Below are 19,411 nucleotides of genomic sequence, written 5' to 3' on the forward strand. Positions count from 1 at the left end.
TTGATATTAGATATTTCTAATGAAAAATTTGAGTTGATATATTTAAGTGAGTCCACAATAAACATTGATTATAATTCAATGTCTTCTACTAAGTTGGTACTAGATGTATGGGGGGTAACTCTACCTATTAGTGTATATGGTTTAGAAGCGTATGGATTAACTGAACATACCAAACCATTCAATGATGATATCTACGTCTCTGGTTACTCTAGGCTCACATTTCATGATGTTACTGGTGGAAACATCGAGGTGGAATTATATAGTAAGGAACCTCCTTACTCTAAACTAAGTTGGCCTGATAATAGCTTGATGAAAATAAATAAAACATGGGGGGAAGTATATCAGGAAGATGAAAGAAATATTTATGAGGTAGAGGGGACTCTAGGATGGCCCTATGGAAGATGTGATTTGTCTGTAGTAACCAGATCGAATGTATCTATCGAGTTAAATAGTACTAATTTTATACCTGTCAAAGAGTATATGCTTAACACAAAAAAGTACGGATGGAGTAGAATTTTCACTTAATATCAATGTCGGAAGAAGATTTTTTAGTTAAACTTGTTTTACAATCCCAAGAACAAGATCGTGCAATAACAACCAACGAACTAAATGATGATAATCTTGATAAATATACATAACAAACTAACTTTCAAAGGCTTATTCCAACTTAAAGAGAAAAGATGGAATAGGTTTTTTTTGTGTAAACAATAATGATTCCCGCACAGAAGATAGGTTTACAGTTTGCGATACTGCTTGGCAAAGGATTCACCGATGCGAGAGGATGGAGAAACCCAGAGACCAAAGAATCATTAGTACGATTCTTGCTGACTCTCAACAAAGGGATGGAGATGGCGGCGAGCAAGATCCCGCAAGATGTCCGAGTAGCAAATCGTAATTTATCGAAGGCGCTGGATTTCTACAGTTCAATAGACAGATGGGATTTGCCTAATCGTTTTCGAGTTCAAGATATTGATCCAGTCTTATTTGACCATCAAATAATTGATATAAAACAATATAATGCATGGGAAGATCAGCATTTAACACCACAGCAGAAAAATGATATCGCAAAGCTCATATATGAAAGATTCAAGGATGACACAGATATAGCGACTCAGAACTACTTCTTTGTCGTGGAGCATACGAGTGAAGGGGTTGACGCATTAGCTGGTGCTATTGGCGCTAGAGCTGTCCGCAGTCGTAATCCACAACCGCCAATCAAGCCGCAAGGAATATCGAAAGGAAGCAATATTAAGGGAATTAAGGTAAACTGGGGTCAAGCAACGACGTTTATCAATGAAAGATTTGAAGCCTTACAAAAGTCTGTTGGGCAATTGCCTAAGAATAAGCTGGCGTATGATGGGCCAAATGTGAACTATAAATCGTCTACGCAGAAGCCTCTTGAGCCGACGAAGAATCAGATCGAGGTTCGGAAATACTATCCTGGAACCGAGCCGGAGAGTTCAGCGTCGGGATCTGCATCGGGAAAAAATAAGAATTCAGCCGGTGAGGGGACACCAAAAGCTAGTGGGCAATATTCAGGAGAACTAGTAAAGGTTCCTAAAGAAGATGAAGCAGCCGATATGTTGGCTAAAAAACTAGATGGTGAGTCCAGAGTTAAACTCAAGAATGATCCTAATGGACGCGAATTTGATACAATTAGCGATCAGTATGTTGCGCAAACCAAGCCACCATTGAAAAGTTTAGATAAGCAATTCAGAAAACAGGCAAAAGCCACAATAGAAGCTGCTAATGAGACAGACAGGAAAGCGTATTTTCATTTTGAAGGAGAACCCGATAATAGAGTACTGCGGCAACTCAATGAGTATGCTGCAAGATACGTTTGACGTAGTAACTAAGAATATTGGAAATTATTAAATCTAAAGGTGTTACTATTGTAAATTCTATAGATGAACTCTAGGAGGTATTTAAAGTAAAGATGGGAACCCCAGCTGTTATTTTAACGAAAAAAGAGAGATATTCTCCTGAGAAGCTGTTAGCAGATACTATAGTTGCAGCCTTTCATTCGGATGCATCTCTCTATTTCTACAACAATAAAAATTGCTCAGATGAAGTGGAGTTTTCGTATACAACGCTAAATATTAATAGTAGATCATTTGCAGGGAACAATGAATGCTCATTCATCTTTTATATTCATGGTATCAATAGTTCGAGTATTGATTTTTACTATCACGAAGATTTAGGTCTAGATACAAATTTATTGCTATGTCAAGTTGGGCATATTGAGGATATCTATGGTGTTCAAGAGTTAATATTCAATTTTATTTACGAATACCTCAAGCTAAATCCTGATGATTATTTTTGGATTGCAGATTATGATTGGGTTTACAGCTGGGAAGACATACAAAAATTAAAATTGTTAACGTATGACCCAGATTGGTGTTATAAGAATCCTAAAATGATTTAGACTTTAGTAGGGCTTATTCCAGTTTGAACCGAGGAGATGGAATAGGCTTTCTCTAAGAAAATAATAATGTTGGGCTATGTAAAATTGTTTGTGTAAAAATGAACTCCCCATATAGGAAGTTCATCTTTACGTTTTGACAAACCCTAATCAATAAGAATCATTCGTTTTCACTAGTCGAAATTAAATTACTCTTTTCCACATAATTCTGATTCCTTTCGTTTTCAAAATGTATCACTACATATGTTTGATTATTAAATCTTTTTGTTCTAGAAATACCGCTGTATCTGATTGCCTAGCCACGTCTGGAGAGTGGGTGACGACTATGATGCATTTATTTTCTTTATGGGCAAGCTCTTTGAATAACTCGATAATGTCAAAGGCAGTTGCTTGATCTAGATTTCCGGTAGGCTCATCGGCAATCAATAAATCCACGTTGCAAGATAGGGCACGGGCAATCGCCACGCGCTGCTGTTGTCCACCGCTAAGCTGCAATACCTTTCTTTTGGCTTCTATTTCTGTTAACCCTACCTTTTTTAATAATTCAAGCGCTCTTTCCTTTTTGTCTTCCACATCGACTCCCGTTATCTCCATGGCTGTTACTACATTTTGAAGCGCTGTCATATACGTAATAAGGTTGTAGGATTGAAAGATAATCGAGACATGTTTGTTTCGATAGGAATCAAGCCCTATCTTCCGTATATCTGTTCCTTTGAATAAGACAGACCCGCTCCTAGGAATATCTAATCCGCTTGCTAAACTAAGAGTCGTTGTTTTTCCTGATCCCGATGGTCCTAAAATCGTATAAAAGTGACCGGCTTGAAACGAAAAATTGACGTTATCTAAAATCGTGTATTTTTTATTATTGCTTTTATAATGGTAATTCAGATTTTGGAACTGCAATATAGCGTCCATATAAATCATCCTCTATTCATGTTTTAATAAAATATCTTTTGGGTTCAATCGAAGAATCGATAATGCTGGGAGAATGGTTGATAAGATTGCGATGACTAGTCCCAACATGCCTAACTTCAACATATCCTCGGAGGTTACTCGCACATCAATATCATGAATCGGCTCCACATCCTGAGCTTGGTCAGGTTTCATTCCAAACGAGAATCCAGGATTATTTTCCGCCTGCTCATCCTGATCATAAGAAGCAACTTCATTCTGCAATAAGCTGTCTCCCATTTTTTGAGACACGGTCCCGCCTGTAAAGACAGAGAGGCTGAATGCTAGGGCAGCGATACACAATACTTCTACTAATAGTTGTCCGATCAATTTTCCTTTTTTCTCGCCAATCGCGAGCAGAATTCCTAATTCCTTCCTTCGTTCCTTTATGGCCAATGTAATAATAAGTCCTAAGATAATGGCTCCCGCAAAAGAGACCAGATATATGATCCATTTCGAGGTCGATGCTACGTTCTCAATGGGGCCCACCATTTTTCGATATAATGCATCATGGGCATCGAGCTTAAATAGATCGAAGTCAATGCCTGTTTTCTTGCCTTCTGCTTTGAAATCCCCAATATGGTTCGGATCATTCAAGTAATATATGGCTTGATCAATGGGGCTCCCTTTCGTTTCCTTATTTTCTGAAAATTCCTTTAACGATCCGTACGAGACATATACTTTGTTCGACGGATGAAACAGCGGCGGTGCCGATTCCATGTTACTGTCTATCGTGGATATTTCGTAAATTCCGATAATCTCTAAATCTATTGTCGATGTTTCATCTTGTGCTTGAATCTTTAACTGATCGCCAACTTGCAGATTGTTTTGTTCAGCCAATTGTTTTTCGACGAGGGCTACTTTCTGATCCTTGTCCTCCGGTGTTATGGAACGGCCATCGATCATTTTATTCGTTTCGTCCGCAAATTCTTTTAGCAAATCAGAAATTCGAACGCCTTGAATGAGCGTGTTTGGCATTTTCATGTTCCCTTGGCTTCCGCCTACGGAACCGCCTACCGCGTTATCTCCTTGATCGGCATTAATGGGGGTATAGCCATCGGCTACGCCTTGACTGTCTTTTACATAGTTGAACTCTTTTACATATGGAGATTCGGCTAACTTATCTGCTTCCTCTGTAGAGATTTCCGGACGATGTATTCTTTCATTTGGATTCTCAAGTCTCTGTTTTTGTACGTACTTTTGAAACTTTTCTCCATCTAATCCTAGTGTCACATCCACTCCTAACTTTTTCCTGGCTAGATCATTCGCTGTCTTTGTGACATTCTGTATGGCGAATCCCGCTAATACTAAATTAGTAAGCACTAAAAAAACGGCGAATAAGATCAAGGACTTACCCTTTCTTGCTTGCACACTTAAACATGCACGTTTGATAAAATTCATAAATGGTAACCTCCTTTTTCATATTTTTAATGTAAAGGACTCATCTGGAGTCTAGATGGAGCCAGCAAGGATTTTATCTAGAGATCGTGGAGGTCTTATCTGGAAAAGAGTTTAATGTTAACATACAAAACCCGTGAGGCTGCCGAATAGCAATCTCACGGGTCGTGTTTATCTTTTGGACATCTCTACGTAGCTTGAGAACCAGGATTTTTTTTTGATTATTTTTCTACATGGATATCAAGGGTTTGGACACCAAGAACTTCATCGAGTTGTTTTTTCATTTGCTCCTTCGTGATTGTACCTGCTTTTGATTGATCAAAGAGGGCTTTTACCTTTTGTTGGGTAGCATCATCGAAGTGAATTGCTTTTGTTTCTTTCTTCATGTTGTGAGCCGGGCTGAAATCCATATTTAATTCGATGCCAAGTTCTTGCAGCTGTGATTTAGCCTGCTCTTTGCTAAGCTCTCCTGTTCTCACTTGCTCAAGAATAGCTTTTGCCTTTTTTCCTTTGGCAGCACCGTCAAAGTTATCGGATTTTGACGCATCCATCTTTACCATAACGCCATGAGCTGCTTTACTGAAATTCACATCCATGTCAATGCCAAGCTCTTGCAGCTGAGCTTTCACCTGTTCTTTTGTAAGGGAGCCGGCTTGGGCTTGCTCAAGAATAGCTTTTGCCTTTTCCTTGGCAGCATCGTCAAGGTTACCGAATTTTGACTCATCCATCTTTACCGTAACGCGATGAGTTGTTTTGCTGAAATCCACATCCAAGTCGATGCCGAGCTCTTGCAGCTGAGATTTAGCTTGCTCTTTCGTGAGTGTACCAGCTTGAGCTTGGTCAAGAATGGCTTTTGCTTTTTCGTTGGTAGCGTCATCGAAGCTAACGGAAGTCACTTTGCCCTTGAACATGATACCGTCATGAGCCGCGTTGAAATCAAAGTCTACATCGAGGCCAAGTTCTTGCAGCTGAGGTTTGGCTTGTTCTTTCGTAAGCGTCCCTTTCTTCACTTGATCGAAAATGGCTTTCACTTTGCTTTGAGTTGCTTCATCGAGATTACTTGCTGCCGTTACCGTAACAGCCGTTGTCAGTTGTCCATTCCCGATAGATTGTGCAGGAACCTCGGCAGCGAATGCGGATCCCAAAGAGGTGAGTGTGAGTACAGCTCCTAAAGCAGTTGTAGCGAGTGTCTTTTTCATAATTGTCAATCTCCTTCGTGAATGTATTTTTGTTTACGACCTCATTGTAGGACCCTTATCTGGAGTTGCTATGAAGATCATGTAGAGTTTTGGTGGGGATTTTTCGGTCTCTCCATATAAACTCCAGATAGCACGGCTATACTAATTCAAGAGGTGATATCATAATGAACTATCAGATTCTTGTGGTAGAAGATGATCAAGAGATTCGGGAGCTAATCAAACAGTTTTTGATGACCCAACACTATAGCGTTGAAGTTGCATCCGATGGAATAGAGGGCATGAAACAATTCAATAAGCAATCCTTCGATTTAATTCTATTGGATGTCATGATGCCTAACCTTAACGGATTCGAAGTTGCCAAGATGATTAGGAGTGAGTCCAATGTTCCCATCATTTTGCTAACTGCTTTAGAGGAAGAACAGGATCAATTAAAAGGCTTCGATCTTGGAATCGACGATTATATTACGAAGCCTTTTTCCTTTCATGTATTGATACGGAGAGTCGAAGCCGTACTAAGAAGAAGCAAGGATCAAGGAACGAATAATAGACTGGTGTTCAAGGAGGTTCAAGTAGATTGCGATGCCTATAAAGTATACGTCAACGAAGTTGAAATCCCATTAACGACCAAAGAATTTGAAATCGTACAGCTGCTTGTTCAAAATGAGAAAAAAGTGCTTACCCGAGAAAGCATCGTCGAGAAAGTATGGGGGTACGATTATTATGGAGAGACGAGGGTCATCGATACGCATATCAAAAATATTAGAAAGAAGTTAGATATACCTTACATTAAAACGGTAAAGGGGATCGGTTACAAAATTGATGAGTAAATGGTTGGACATGCTGAAGATGAAGCGCATTACCTATAAGCTTTTCGTGACTACGTCCCTTATTCTGTTAGCCTTTGCCGTCCTAATTTATGTATCGCTGTACTTCTTTCTCCCTACCTTTTATGAGCAATACAAGACGAATCAGCTTCAGACAGGAATCGAAGAAATCATAACGAAATCGAAGGATCTTGATTTGCAATATGGCGTGCTTCTTCTTGATGACTTCTCCAAAAAAAATAACGCAATCGTCTATCTTCAAAATAAAGAAGGAGCCATCATTTACTCTCCTTTTTTTTCTGCGGTTCGCAAAGGTTATTCATATTCACTATCGACGGAAGTGAGAGTCGAAAGAGCAAAACCAATCGTGAATTCAAACTCTTTTGATGTCGCCGTGCCCATTCGGTTTTTGGATGCGAATCTAACGCTCGTCGTGTCCGCTACCTTTCAACCAATAGATGAGGCCTCACAGGTGTTGGCGCTTTTTCTCCCTTATTTAAGCGTTATCGTTATTGTGATTGGCATAGGCAGTGCTTACTTGTATTCGAGGTTTATTACGAAGCCGCTTCTGTACATTAATCAAGGTGCGCAGAAGATGGCGAACTTGGATTTCTCCGAACCAATCGAGGTTCGTTCTACGGATGAATTAGGGGAGTTATCCACCAGCCTAAATGAACTGTCCGTGAATCTGCAGCAAACGATGCAAGAATTGCACAATGCGAACCGGCAGTTAAAAAGCGATATCGAAAAAGAAAGAGAAGCGGAAACAAAACGGAGGGAATTTTTCGCGATTGCAGCGCATGAACTAAAAACCCCTCTTACTGTGATGAAAGGGTATCTGGAAGGAATGATTTATCATATCGGTCCATATCGTGATCGCGATCAATATTTGCAGAAAAATCATCAGATTGTCGAGGGAATGGAGCAGTTGGTTCGTGAGATTTTAAGCATGTCGAAGTTGGAGCGCGATACATTCAAGCTGCAGCTGGAAGAAGTCAATCTTTCGCAGCTCGTGGATAAAATAACTGCGGATCTTGAATATTTTGCGGCTCAGCGGGAGATTCAGCTTATGAAGCATATTGCTTCCAATGTAACGATCCAGACGGATCGTCTGATGCTGGAAAAAGCGTGCAAAAATATCATCCATAATGCGATTATGTATTCTCCGCAGGGAGAAAAAGTATTTATTCAGCTAACCCAGGATGTGCAGGAAGGCAGTATACAATTTCAAGTCATTAATACGGGGGTGAACATTAAAGAGGAGGACATGCAGCAGATTTTCGAACCTTTCTATCGAGTTGAAAAGTCGAGAAATCGCAACACAGGGGGGAGCGGACTGGGACTATATATTGTTAAGCAGATTTTCGATGCTCTGGGCATCACGTACTCTATGCATAACATCGAGCAGGGCGTACAATTTGCAGCTATCATTCCGAAATCACGACAGTGAGCGTTTACAAGGGGCGGGCAATAAAATGGCCGTGCAGGGTATGATGAGAAGAGAGCGAGTAACGCAAACAGGGTCAGAATAGACGTATTGGCGGCACTTGGCGTATATGCGGGAATTGCCGGGGGAATGATGGATGCAGGGATTAGAGCGGATAAGATGGGTAATAGGACGGGAATCACGCTATGAAAAAGGTATTAATTATCGAAGGTGATGAGCTCCTGCGGGAATCAATGGCTCATGATTTCAAGCAGGATAGATACATTGCTTACACAGCCGAGGATGGACGGCAAGGGTTGGAACTATTTGCAGAGCAGGATATCGACCTTGTCATACTGGATGTCATGCTTCCGGAACTGGATAGTTGGGATGTATGCCGCCGTATCCGTGATGTGTCCAAGGTTCCCATTATTTTAGTTACGGCAAGTAGTGATGAGGAGGATACACTCCTTGGCTTTGACTTGGGCGCTGACGACTATGTAACGAAACCCTTCAAGCCTGCGGTTCTCATGGCACGAGCTAGGAGATTGCTGAAGTCTGCGAGTCAGGACGAGCAGCAAGACGATATTATCTTGTGCGGCATTCATATGAATAAGTCTGCCCACAAGGTGTCAATTGAAGGGAAGCCAATCAATTTAACTCATACGGAATATACGATCTTGTTGAGTCTTATGGAACATAAGGAGCAAGTAATTACTCGAGACACGCTCATTACAACGATATGGGGATATGAGCAAGGCGGAGGCGACAAGGCGCTGAACACACATATTCGCAACCTCCGATACAAGCTGGGGGATAAAGCTAAGCATATTACAACGGTCGTGCGGGTTGGATATAAATTTGAGGTTGATAAATGACGGGTATTGGGTTAAGAAGCTGCTATGAAAAAAACAGCACCAGCGTCTCTCTACGATCAGGAGAGGACTGGTGCTGTCGCTATTTTATTGCGTGTAATAAGTTTGCTATCTTACTCTTCCAGCTCCTTGCCCTTCGTTTCCGTACCAAGCCAGAGGACGGCAACCGCACCGATTACAATGGTGACGAAGAACAGCCAGAAGATCGCACTAATCGCAACTTGGCGAGCGACGAGCATGCCGACTAGGTACGGAGCGATAATGCCGCCAACTCTGCCGAAGGATGCGGCAAGACCAACGCCAGTTGAGCGAACTCTGGTCGGGTACAGTTCGGGCGTATACGCGTACATGCCTCCCCATGCTCCAAGGTTGAAGAACGATAAGCAAATTCCGGCTGCAATCAGCATGCCTTCCGTTGTCGCACTGCCGAACCAAGCTGCACTGCCTGCGGTAAGCAGCAAGTACAAGACGAGGACGAACTTGCGCCCGAACTTCTCGATGAGGTAAGCGGCGGTGAAGTATCCGGGCAGCTGTGCGAGTGTCATGATGAGCACGTATTCGAAGCTTTTGACCAAGCTGAAGCCCTTCAGCATCATAACAGAAGGCAGCCAGAGGAACATGCCATAATAGGAGAAGACCACGGTAAACCACAATACCCACAGCATAATCGTAGAGCGGCGGTGCGGCCCAGACCATACTGCGACAAAGCGCTCGCGGAACGACAGCTTCTGCTGTTCTGATTGCTTCGCCTGCTGAGTAAAGCGCGGCGGATCTTGAATTGCCTTTCTCAAGTAAAGTGCGTATAGTGCTGGAACGGCACAGATTAGAAATGCCGCTTGCCATCCGTATGTAGGAATCACGAAGTAAGCAATCAGTGCAGAAGCAATCCAGCCCGCTGCCCAGAAGCTTTCCAACAGGACAACGGCACGTCCACGTTCCTTGGCAGGAACGGATTCAGAGACAAGGGTTGACGCGACGGGCAGTTCGCCACCTAGACCCGCTCCGGCGATGAAGCGCAATATGCACAGCATCGTGAAGCTCGTTGCTGCTGCGGATAATCCGCTGGCAATCGAGAAGATGACCAGCGTCCAGAGCAGAACCGACTTACGGCCGTATTTGTCCGCTAATGCTCCTGCGAGCAGCGCGCCTACTGCCATGCCAATCGAATTAATGCTTGTAAAGAGTCCCGTCTGCTGCGGGGTTAAGCTCCATTCGGCTGCGAGTGCCGCCGCGATAAAGGAGATGATGCCGATATCCATCGCGTCGAACATCCAGCTCATTCCGGCACTCCATAGCAGCTTGCGCTGCTTCGGCTTATCCAACGTTTTCGCCGTATTCATTTCAGTCTCTGCCTCCACTTGATATGTGTTTGGATATAGTTTGTTCAGAAGGTCACATGCGAGCTTTAGAACAAGCTTCAATAAGGCGCAACTTGCTCTCTGATGTGATACCATTCATCAGTATGGACTTTATCATAACAAATAAAGCTAATTTTGGTTATATAAATTCACGAAAAATAGGCAAGGTTATTCAGCTAGTGAGTCTTAGCCTAATCAAAAAAGCGATGACCCCCATTTAATCGAAGGCCATCGCTTGTCATTTAATTTTTAAATTGCTGATCTGTAGAAGTGTGGCGCGGCGTGCCCGTAAGCCCAACAGCCTCGTCGTACGCATCGAATATCGCTCGCGCGATTGGCGCTGCGCTATAAGCCCCGTAATTGCCTTCCGGAACGACCACCGCGACTGCCAAGGTCGGATTTTGCGCGGGAGCGTACGCAATGAACACTCCATTTTCTACTATGATGCCTTTTGCGACTTCCTGTTCGGATGTTCCCGTTTTCCGATAATAGTCATAATTGAACCCTTCAAATCCCTGTACCTTCACTCGGCTCATGCCAAGCTCAATCAAGTCCCAATAGGCTTTATCGAACTTTGCTTCGTTCAGCATCTCCGGCTTAAACTCTTTTACTACCTTTCCGTCCGGATCCGTAATTTTGCTGACGAACTGCGGCTTCATTCGCTTGCCATGCGAAGCCAGCGTAGCCGCATACTGGGCGAGCTGAAGCGTTGTATACTTGCCCTGCTGGCCGAACGAGGCGTATGCAAGAGCGGATTGCGCGCTGGCGCGCACGGCTTCGCTCATGTAGTCCTTTAGGCCGGCTATCTCTCCAGGCAGTCCGCTGCCGGTCTTTACACCAAGTCCGAACATTTCCATATATTTGTCCCATGTCTTCAGTCCGTTCACATCCGTTCGGGAATATAAACGTTTGCCGATCAAATCGATCATAAAGGCATTGGAGGAGAATTCCAGCGCTTTTGCGGCATCGATGCGACCATGCGACTTGTTGTTCGCATTCCGGATTTTCCTTTTTTCGAGTCCGATTTCGGCATAGCCGATGTCAGGATAATCATCGTACACGCCGAACAGCTTTTCCTTCAAACCGATAAGGACGGACAACGGCTTGATTGTAGAGCCAAGGTACACGATAGAGTTCGGGTGCTTGTTCATTTCTTTTTCGTCGTATGGGCCGTAGGCTGCTTTTATCGTGCCGTTATTCATAAAGGATTTATTTTTTTCGTAATCCTCAACGCTGATGGAGCCGTTCTTCCATACGTTGCTGTCATAGTCCGGCATACTGGCCATGGCGACGACATTGCCCGTCTTCACTTCCATGGCGACGGCATAGCCCGTACGTGCGTTAGGCGCTTGCTCTACGGGATTGGAGGAGTTTTGTATTTTCTGCAGCGTCTGCATAATCGCAGCTTCTGTTTTCATCTGAATGCTTTTATGAATGGTCAGGTGAAGATTGTTGCCCCGCTCAGGTTTGGTCAATTCCATGGGGCCCATAATTCGTCCCGCTACGTTAACCGGGAATTTCTTGAGTCCGTTTTTGCCGCGGAGCTCTTCCTGGTACATGAACTCCAGCCCGTCAACACCGACATCCTCATAATCGAGGTATCTGAGCTCCTCGTGCCGGGAATTTCTATTTTCGTATATCTCCTTATAATAATCGTAGGACTCTCTGACCCCTCTGAACTTTTTCAGATAGCCGATTGTTTGCACCGCGACTGTATCCTGATCATAGTTCCTGACGCTGTCTTCTATAATCTCAAGATCTTTATATTCGGACTTATGCTCCAAAAAGTAAGCAATATCCTTCGAGGATAAATCCGTTTTGATCAAGCGGGGGACATATACGGGATTAACATTGGCATTCAAATCCATACGCTTCACTATGTCCTCGACCGATTGTTCCTCTCCCGTCTTGGTATTGCTTTTAAATCTCTCGGCGAGCTTTTCAGCGAGCTTCTTGGCTTCCGCCATGTTTTCTTTATTCTTGTAGTTTTTGTTCACGTTAAAGTAAAGTGATTGTGTCGATGTGGAATAAGCGATCTTGTGATTGCTAGCATCATAGATGATCCCGCGAATCGGTGCGATAGCTGTAGTCCGGTAGCCCAATGAAGTTTCTTTTTGCTTGAGGGCAGGGCCATCTACGAATTGCAGCAACGCCAAGCGTATAATAAGTATGGCGAATAAGGCGAATATAATAAAGAAAAATCCAGTCAAACGGACAGAAAATTTGCGTTCATTGTCTGATTTGTGTTTGTTTGCGTGAGTTTCCTTAGATAGATTCAAAGCACTATTTCCTTTCTGCATCTGCGTATCATATTCCGTTTACCAGGTTCGTCATTCCTTTGATACAAGTACACCTCGATTTTATTAAAATTGATCATATATTCATATAGTTACAAGCTCTTTTAATCATCCAATTCAGACTCCATATGAGAAAAGGCAGACTTGTACACTTATTAGATGCAGCAACGGTTGCGATAGTTTCTTGAAAAATATTACAAAATAATGCAAGTGTGCTTCGGCTTCGCTTCATGCTCGACTTTTCATTTTGAATCGGCTGGAGTAAGATAATCCTAACATCATCATGATGCGGACAAGTTCCGATACGGCTGCAGGATAGAGAAGGAGGAGCTATGCTTCAGAAATTCGGTTTTTCACAATATGAGAGCAAAGTATACGAGACGTTGGTGGCAGGAGACGGCCCTATGGATGCAACGAGTGTGGTCAAGCACTCAGGCGTGCCGAAGGCGAAAATATATGAGGTGCTGTCGCGTCTTATTGATAAGGGATTAATATCGGATTCCATATCCGAAAAGAAAAAGACCTATTTGGCGCTGCCGCTTCAGGTTGTTATCGAGAAGCTGTCCAAGGAATTCGAACAGAGCATTGAACAGTTGAAGCAAATGAATGAGCGCAAAATCGCAGCGGACAATCATGTGTGGAGCTTGAAATCGGAAGCTTCGATCATGGCGTATTGCCAGCATCTGATTGAAGAGGCGCAGGACACGATTATCGTCTCGATGTGGAGCGATGAATTTCGGAAATATGTGCCGCTGCTGGAGAAGAAGGAGCGGGAAGGCGTACGAGTGGAGGCATTTGTAACGGGGACAGATGTGCCGAAAGCCCGAGTGTCGAAGCTGAATACGTTATCGCCGACGGAAGAGCATCATACGCTGGAGAGATTCATGCTGGTTGCAGCCGACTCATCCCAAATTATGTTCGCGGGGATGGAGCAAGGGGAATGGCAGGCAATGCGCACCGGGGCGCAGCCATTCGTAAAATTCTTTATTGAGTTCTTTTACCATGATGTTGCCTTGGCGAGAATTTCACAAAAATATAATGCAGAGCTCATGGCGGACGAGGAAATGAAGTCACTGCTGATGCGGCTTCGTTATTAAAGAGGGTTAAACTGTTGCATGAAGAGCCTCAAGTGAAAGGAAGTAAAAAGCAGGCCTCCGAAGAGGTCTGCTTTTTTTCATCCTATGGAACTGATTACTTATTGAAATTAAATTTTGCCCGAGAGTTTCATCAAACGATAGAGAATAGAAGCCACTTGTGCGCGAGTAGAGCTTTGATCAGGAGCGAACGTGTTGTTAGACATGCCATTGATCAACCCTTTATCCACAGCATAAGCTACAGCGGCTTGGGCGCTCGCCGAAATCCGATCCTTATCTTTGAAGTTTAATTGCGCTTTCTCACCCTTCAGATCGACATTCATCGCATTGACCATTCGTACGACCATTTCTTCGCGACCTAGAATATCATTTGCCCCTGCCATCGCAACGTAATGACTCCATTCTTTCTCTTGGCCAAGAATACGATCCAAGTGCGCCACGAATTCTGCGCGCGTTATCGTATCGTTCGGAACGAATTTGGATTCGCTTTTCCCTTTGGTTACGTGTTGAGCCGCAATAACTTCGATTTCATGTTTTGCCCAATGGGTCTGAATATCGTCGAATGAAATGTGAATCTCCATCAGCTCGAAGGTGCCGAGCGTAGAGGTTGTAAGTTGAATATTCCCCGGCTGATGCACGGCATTGTAACCCACATATACCCATTTACCGTTTTCATCTTGCTGGTAAACGCCAACTTTTTGCAAATCAATTACTTTGTTAGCCGGCTTAAGCTCGATCTTAATCGGATGACTCAATTTTCCTGTATCGTTGCCGATCGTGACGATCTGCGATACGACGGTTGTTTGATTTGCCGAATGGATGTTAACTTCACCATTGTCAGAATCTTTTGCCGATAAGCTTGCTTTAAATCCATTTGTACCAATAAAATCAGCCAATGCATCCGCAGGAATTCGGATGGTAAATCCATTGCCGGTAAGGATCAATCCTTTGCCGGATGCCAGTAGTTTGTCAGCCGTTGCTTTATTAAAGATTACATTCGCACTGCTGTAGTCGTTGAAGCTAATATCGGTAAGATCCAGCGTGGCGTCAGTCGCTTTCGAATCTTTCAGCTGGGCGATCAAGGCCTCACTCGATACGCTTATCGTTGCGATAGTCGCACCCTTAACGTTTTTCGTCGTAGTGAGCGTGCCTGCTTTTACTTTCTTGCCTATTGGTGCTGGAGTCGATGGTGGGCTTGGTGTGTAAGTCGATGGCGAGCTTGGAGAAGTCGGTGTCGTTGTGCTAGAATCCTTGGTTACGGTGACTGATACCTCATGAGATTTGCCTTCGTAAGATACAGTGATCGTCGTTTTCCCTGCTCCAACGGCTGTCACCTTGCCGGTATTGCTTACTGTAACAATGTTCGTACCAGGAACGCTATACTTTGCATCCTTTGTTACGTCTTTCTTGCTTCCATCGGTATACGCCGCGGTGACCGTAAGCTGAGCATCCTTCCCAACTTTAAGATCTACGCTGTCCGACGATACCGAAATCGACGTTACTTTGACTGGGGTTGTCGTTTCTTCTGTAATGGTAACAGGTACCGCGTAGGTTTTACCTTCGTAAGCTACGGTTACTGTCGTTTCACCTTTTCCAACGGCTGTCACCTTGCCGGTATCGCTTACCGCAGCAATGCTTGGGTTAGCTGTACGATAATCTGCCTCGCTTGTAACGTCTTTCTTGCTTCCGTCGCTATACATCGCGGTGACCGCAAGTTGAGCATCCTTCCCAACTTTTAGAGCTGCGCTGTCCGGCGATACCGAAATCGACGTTAATACAGGATCGACTGGGGTCGTAGTGACAGTGACGGGTACTGAAGCCGATTTCCCTTCATAAGCTACCGTTATCGTCGTACTGCCTTCTCCTAGCGCCGTTACTTTACCATAGACAACGTCTATAACACTCAGATCGTAATCGGTATAGGTGGCCCCATACGTAACGTCACTAACACTTACCGGGAATGGCTTGCCGTCCGCGTCAACATATTGAGCCGTTACTGTAAGATCCACAGTGGAACCGACAGCTAAGGTTAAAGCCTCTGGCTGTACTTTAATTCCGCTTAACACAGGATCTGCGCTAGTAATCGTAACGACTTTCTCCGCATGATTACCTGCCGCGTCGTCTACGAGCAATTTCAGCTTATTCGCTCCGGTCGTTAAACCGCTTAACGTGATATCGAACTTGCCATTTTGATCGAGCTTTACAGGTTGCGAGGAAATCAAGTTGTCATCGCTGTCCAATAGTTCGTATTTCACATGCAAGTTGTCGTTAACGTTGTAGGCCAAGCCCAATTCTTCTTCAACGACTGGTCCGAATTTCACGTATGAATCGTCGATCGAGCCGGAGAACTGCACATTCGAACCCGTAACATGTAAACTGTCGGGAGAAACGAATTTTGGCTTGCTCGTCTTGACATACACCGGAATCCAATCCCCTGTCACTGCTCCTGTTGAAGAGGATTGCCCTACAATCTCCATGGCATAGGCGCCTTCTGGAACAGCTGTGTTCAGCGTCGTTCCCGGCTGACCCCATTGATGATACTTACCGTTAAAGGTTAACGCCTTTGCTCCCGTTGTCACGCTGCCGTTCATAATCCATCCGATAGTACCGTCTCCGTAATATCCGCCGCTCATATTGTTTAGATCATAAAGTTGAATGTATGAAGTTCCTTGCCTATCGTGGAATTCATATCTCACAGTTGTGCTGTCCAGCTTGCCATCCCCGTTCGGAGAGATATGGTTGCTGTCGATCGTAAAGGTCTTCAATCCCGTCGGTGGGGCGAAATTCGCCGCGAAGGGAAGAATTAGATTTGTCGTACCGTTTGTAATCTTTACGTAACCCAGCATTTCGTTACCGTTTGCTCCAGTCCCTTTCGGGACATTTAGCGTCACGGTCAAATTTTGTTCATCGTTTAACGTAAAGCTGGACTTGTCGACTGTCACGTTTGAGCTCGCAAGCGTACCTGTCGCCGCTTTCGTCGTTTGGACGGATACCGTATAGTCGCTTGGGCTCCCCGTTACATTTTTAACAAGAATAGACCGTGATACCGTTGTTGGATTGTTCGTACTCGGAGATACATTGCCGAAGGTGATTGTGCCCTTGGAGTAGTCATAAGTCTTATTGGAGAAAGTGGTTTTATCCAATTCATACGCAAGCGCTTCAGTCGTCGCTGCTTTAAGCGGCTGAATACGTCCCGGACCTTGAGAGAAGACGTCGTATTTCGTTACATCCAGTTGCTTGGCTGTATTCGAAATCGCGACTTTAATATCGAACGGAGTCCAATCCGGATGCTGCGATTTAAGCAAAGCCGCAACCCCCGCTACGTGCGGAGCCGCCATACTCGTTCCTGTATAACGGTCGTAGGATTCGGAATAGTCAGGGTAGTCAGGCAGAGGCTGTCCTTGATTATCGAGATGATCTTTGCCATAGGCAGGAACCGATGACATGATGTTAGTTCCTGGAGCCACCACGTCCGGTTTAATATCAAAGACCGGATTGGCAGGTCCGCGCGAACTTGAATTATTGATATCGTCACTTAAAGTCGTACCGGTGGAGAATTCTCCGAAGGTGACGGTACCTGAGTCGCCCGCAAGAGCCGTTCGCAGTGCGCTGCCGTCCGTGTAGGACATATCAAACGTTGGGATGGACGCGAAGGAATCTCCCACAAAGGCGCCTGACGGTCCTGGAGTATTCGTTCCGCCCGCAGAGTTGTGAACAATAACCGCTACGGCACCTGCACTTTTTGCTGCCGCTATTTTATCCACGAAGGCAATATCACCGCGGGCAACGAGAGCGACTTTACCTGCCACATTCAGACCCGCGTAATCCGTCACTTTACCAAGGCCAGGGATTGCGACGACATTATACGTTCCGGTCAAAATGGTTTTCGGGTCTGTGCCGAATTTCCATGCCATCAAATTCATGATATATGGTGTGACCGTTCCCGCTTTGTCTAGAGTTACAGTAGCCTTTCCGGCCATCGTTTTTTCCGGAACAGTAGAGTTGCCCACCGATATCGCGAAGGCTGCCGTGCCCGGACTGCCGATCGTCCCTCTATTTGGACCTGAGTTCCCCGTAGAAAGGACTGCTGTCGTACCTGCCAAAACCGCATTGTTGATGGCGATCGCGTCAGAAGCAACTTGGCTATTGGTAGATCCGCCCAAAGATAGATTGATAATGTCCATTTTCTCTTCGACGGCTTTATCAATACCTGCGATAACCCCTGAATTCGAGCCGCTTCCATACGCGCCCAGCACGCGATAAGCATACAATTCAACGGAAGGGGCAAGTCCCTTTATGCCAAAAGGATTTTGGCCTTGAGCTGCAATCGTCCCGGCAACATGGGTGCCATGTGAGGTATTAAAAGGATTTCCAGTAGTAGGGTGAATCCACGGTCTATTATCAGGGTGATCCAACGGCGTAGTTTCATACGGATCGTCTCCTCTAGTGCGAGCGTATCCCGTATCGGAACCGTCTACTACTTGCGTAATAAAGTTATGTCCGCCTTTATAAACGTCTTTTAAATCTGGATGAGTATAATCAATTCCGGTGTCTATAACGCCTACTTTAACTCCTTGGCCTGTATAGCCTAAGGCCCATACAGATGGAACTTCAAGGAATGGATTACTCGTGTTCATGTTCGGATGGATTTCACTATCCGGCAGTTTTGAGGACTCTACCCCCAGAGCGTGAACTTCCACGTCAGGCTCTACCATTTGTACACCTTTCATCTTAAGTAACTGTTCCACTTGACTTGCTTTTACTTTAAGGGAGACCCCATTAAATGCATAATTGTATGTAAAGCCCACGTTAGCGTTGATACTCTTGCTACTTAATTGGCTGACAAAGCTTTGTTGCTGTTTATTGATCTTTTGTTTCGTGCTCTGTTCTGAGGCTGCAGTAAATGATTTGCCCTCTAGCATACTCATACCCTTCGCTAGAGCTACTGGGGCTTCGGATAATTGGACGATAACTGAAATTTCCTTGTCGTCAGTAAGGTTTTGCAAATCGGGATGGAGTACAGGCTCTTGACCTTCTGTAAATTTATTCTGCTCAACAATCTGCTGCATTTTTGCACGCACTTCAGGACTCAGTGCCTGGCCTGTCAATTGTGCTTGTGAATCAAATGCGTATGCGGAAATCGGAAAGAGTAGGGAAAATAGCGTCAATACGACTACTAGCAAACGACTTACAAATAAACGTAAATTTTTCAATCGGCTGTGCACTCCTTTTCTCAAAATGATAGATAGCATTTCTCGGGTTATTTACACCTCCTTACATATTCTGAAAATGATGGCGGTTCACTTAGAATATATGATACAATTTGTATCGTGTCAACGCTTTCATGTTAATGAAATGTAACTGAAATCAAATTTCCTAAAATGAAAAATAAAAAACGACACTCTATACCAATTTTCGGAGTAGAGTGTCGTTTTTTGGGCTTAATATCCGCCCGCAATGAATATAAATTCGCATCCAATTAACCAAGTGATTAACCAAATTTGAACCCCATGGATTTACAATTCTAGAGCGTGGAATTTGTATCATATCAACTGCCTTCGGCTTGC

Annotated in this window: 13 protein-coding genes; 7 read left to right on the plus strand and 6 right to left on the minus strand. The window is 44.2% G+C overall.

Going from position 1 to position 19,411, the window contains the following annotated elements; genetic code table 11:
• The 3 genes from RQP50_RS00975 (at position 1) to RQP50_RS00985 (ending at position 2,425) form a co-directional block, all read left to right on the plus strand.
• Positions 1–525 carry a hypothetical protein gene (locus RQP50_RS00975; RefSeq protein ID WP_315742544.1) on the plus strand — a complete coding sequence of 175 codons (525 nt, stop codon included), beginning with the start codon at positions 1–3 and terminating at the stop codon, positions 523–525.
• A 323-nt stretch (positions 526–848) separates the two neighbouring features.
• Positions 849–1,844: a restriction endonuclease fold toxin gene (locus tag RQP50_RS00980; RefSeq protein ID WP_315742546.1), complete on the plus strand. Its 996-nt coding sequence runs from the start codon at positions 849–851 to the stop codon at positions 1,842–1,844.
• 92 nt (positions 1,845–1,936) lie between these two features.
• Complete coding sequence (locus tag RQP50_RS00985; RefSeq protein WP_315742548.1) at positions 1,937–2,425, plus strand: hypothetical protein; 489 nt, start codon at positions 1,937–1,939, stop codon at positions 2,423–2,425.
• A gap of 234 nt (positions 2,426–2,659) precedes the next feature.
• Here the strand turns inward: RQP50_RS00985 and RQP50_RS00990 are convergent, their stop codons facing one another.
• The 3 genes from RQP50_RS00990 to RQP50_RS01000 form a co-directional block, all read right to left on the minus strand.
• On the minus strand, positions 2,660–3,337 hold the full coding sequence (locus RQP50_RS00990) for an ABC transporter ATP-binding protein (protein WP_315742550.1): 678 nt from the start codon (positions 3,335–3,337) through the stop codon (positions 2,660–2,662).
• Between the two features lie 12 nt (positions 3,338–3,349).
• Positions 3,350–4,774 carry an ABC transporter permease gene (locus RQP50_RS00995; RefSeq protein WP_315742552.1) on the minus strand — a complete coding sequence of 475 codons (1,425 nt, stop codon included), beginning with the start codon at positions 4,772–4,774 and terminating at the stop codon, positions 3,350–3,352.
• Between the two features lie 218 nt (positions 4,775–4,992).
• Entirely contained in the window at positions 4,993–5,970 is a 978-nt protein-coding gene (locus RQP50_RS01000) for a hypothetical protein (RefSeq protein ID WP_315742554.1), read from the minus strand.
• A 161-nt stretch (positions 5,971–6,131) separates the two neighbouring features.
• On the opposite strand from RQP50_RS01000, the gene RQP50_RS01005 reads away from it, so the two are divergent.
• The 3 genes from RQP50_RS01005 (at position 6,132) to RQP50_RS01015 (ending at position 9,098) form a co-directional block, all read left to right on the plus strand.
• Positions 6,132–6,797, plus strand: a complete 666-nt coding sequence (locus RQP50_RS01005; protein ID WP_175560600.1) for a response regulator transcription factor — start codon at positions 6,132–6,134, stop codon at positions 6,795–6,797.
• Positions 6,790–8,244, plus strand: coding sequence for a sensor histidine kinase (locus RQP50_RS01010; RefSeq protein WP_315744510.1), 1,455 nt, complete (start codon positions 6,790–6,792; stop codon positions 8,242–8,244). Before RQP50_RS01005 ends, RQP50_RS01010 begins: the two co-directional genes overlap by 8 nt.
• Positions 8,245–8,426: 182 nt before the next feature.
• On the plus strand, positions 8,427–9,098 hold the full coding sequence (locus tag RQP50_RS01015) for a response regulator transcription factor (protein WP_072727447.1): 672 nt from the start codon (positions 8,427–8,429) through the stop codon (positions 9,096–9,098).
• A gap of 110 nt (positions 9,099–9,208) precedes the next feature.
• Here the strand turns inward: RQP50_RS01015 and RQP50_RS01020 are convergent, their stop codons facing one another.
• Complete coding sequence (locus RQP50_RS01020; protein WP_072727446.1) at positions 9,209–10,435, minus strand: MFS transporter; 1,227 nt, start codon at positions 10,433–10,435, stop codon at positions 9,209–9,211.
• A 260-nt stretch (positions 10,436–10,695) separates the two neighbouring features.
• A complete protein-coding gene (locus RQP50_RS01025) occupies positions 10,696–12,732 on the minus strand; it encodes a peptidoglycan D,D-transpeptidase FtsI family protein (protein WP_315742558.1) in 2,037 nt (678 codons plus the stop codon).
• 350 nt (positions 12,733–13,082) lie between these two features.
• Here RQP50_RS01025 and RQP50_RS01030 point away from each other — a divergent pair, with 350 nt between their 5' ends.
• Entirely contained in the window at positions 13,083–13,847 is a 765-nt protein-coding gene (locus tag RQP50_RS01030) for a TrmB family transcriptional regulator (protein WP_021259512.1), read from the plus strand.
• A gap of 107 nt (positions 13,848–13,954) precedes the next feature.
• Here RQP50_RS01030 and RQP50_RS01035 read toward each other — a convergent pair whose 3' ends face one another.
• A complete protein-coding gene (locus RQP50_RS01035) occupies positions 13,955–19,057 on the minus strand; it encodes a S8 family serine peptidase (protein WP_315742562.1) in 5,103 nt (1,700 codons plus the stop codon).
• Between the last annotated feature and the right edge of the window lie 354 nt (positions 19,058–19,411).

The sequence above is a fragment of the Paenibacillus suaedae genome (assembly GCF_032337355.1).
Lineage (GTDB): Bacteria > Bacillota > Bacilli > Paenibacillales > Paenibacillaceae > Paenibacillus_B > Paenibacillus_B suaedae.